Consider the following 1,453-nt stretch of genomic DNA (forward strand, 5'->3'; position numbering starts at 1 on the left):
GCTTCGGAAATCCCGGAAGTCATGAAGAAGGCCTTCTACCTGGCGCAATCCGGTCGTCCGGGCCCGGTCGTGGTCGATATTCCGAAAGACATGACCAACCCGGCCGAGAAGTTCGAATACGTCTTCCCGAAAAAAGCCAAGCTGCGTTCCTACAGCCCGGCCGTTCGCGGTCACTCCGGGCAAATCCGCAAGGCAGCAGAAATGCTTCTGGCGGCCAAGCGCCCAGTGCTGTACTCCGGCGGCGGCGTAATCCTCGGCAACGGTTCCGCACCGCTGACCGAGCTGGCAAAAATGCTCAACCTGCCCGTGACCAACACGTTGATGGGCCTGGGTGGTTTCCCGGGTACTGATCGTCAGTTCATCGGCATGCTCGGTATGCATGGCAGCTACACCGCCAACCTGGCGATGCACCACGCTGACGTGATACTCGCTGTCGGCGCGCGTTTCGACGATCGCGTGATCAACGGCGCATCGAAGTTCTGCCCGAACGCCAAGATCATCCACATCGACATCGACCCGGCTTCGATTTCCAAGACCATCAAGGCCGACGTGCCAATCGTTGGTCCGGTCGAAAGCGTGCTGACCGAAATGGTCGCGATCCTCAAGGAAATCGGCGAGACCCCGAACAAGGAGTCCGTGGCCAGTTGGTGGAAGCAGGTGGATGAATGGCGCGGTGATCGCGGCCTGTTCCCTTACGACAAGGGCGACGGCAGCAAGATCAAGCCGCAGACCGTGATCGAAACCCTCTGCGAAGTGACCAAGGGCGACGCCTTTATCACTTCCGACGTGGGCCAGCACCAGATGTTCGCTGCGCAGTACTACACGTTCAACAAGCCGAACCGCTGGATCAACTCCGGTGGTCTGGGCACCATGGGCTTCGGTTTCCCGGCGGCCATGGGCATCAAGTTGAGCTTCCCGGATGACGACGTTGCCTGCGTCACCGGCGAAGGCAGCATCCAGATGAACATTCAGGAGCTGTCGACCTGCCTGCAATATGGCTTGCCAGTGAAAATCGTCATCCTGAACAACGGTGTTCTGGGGATGGTTCGTCAGTGGCAGGACATGAGCTACGGCAGCCGTCACTCGCACTCGTACATGGAATCGCTGCCTGACTTCGTCAAACTGGCTGAAGCTTATGGTCACGTTGGCATGCGCATCACCGACTCGAAAGACTTGAAGTCGCAGATGGCAGAGGCGTTCGCCATGAAGGATCGTCTGGTCGTGCTGGATATTTCGGTCGACACCAGCGAGCACGTCTACCCGATGCAGATCAAAGACGGCTCCATGCGCGATATGTGGCTGAGCAAGACGGAGCGTACTTAATCATGCGGCACATTATTTCCCTGCTTCTGGAAAACGAACCCGGCGCTTTGTCTCGCGTAGTCGGCCTGTTCTCGCAGCGCAACTACAACATCGAAAGCCTGACCGTGGCCCCGACCGAAGACCCGACCCT

At 58.6% G+C, this 1,453-nt stretch carries 2 protein-coding genes; both read left to right on the forward strand.

Going from position 1 to position 1,453, the window contains the following annotated elements:
• The coding region (ilvB, locus tag ACIONG_RS30505) for a biosynthetic-type acetolactate synthase large subunit (RefSeq protein ID WP_401304753.1) at nucleotides 1–1,323 on the forward strand (1,323 nt) is incomplete at its 5' end.
• A gap of 2 nt (nucleotides 1,324–1,325) precedes the next feature.
• A partial coding sequence (ilvN, locus tag ACIONG_RS30510) for an acetolactate synthase small subunit (RefSeq protein ID WP_401304757.1) occupies nucleotides 1,326–1,453 on the forward strand: 128 nt, incomplete at its 3' end.

The sequence above is a fragment of the Pseudomonas sp. NPDC087817 genome, from assembly GCF_044742875.1.
Taxonomy (GTDB): domain Bacteria; phylum Pseudomonadota; class Gammaproteobacteria; order Pseudomonadales; family Pseudomonadaceae; genus Aquipseudomonas.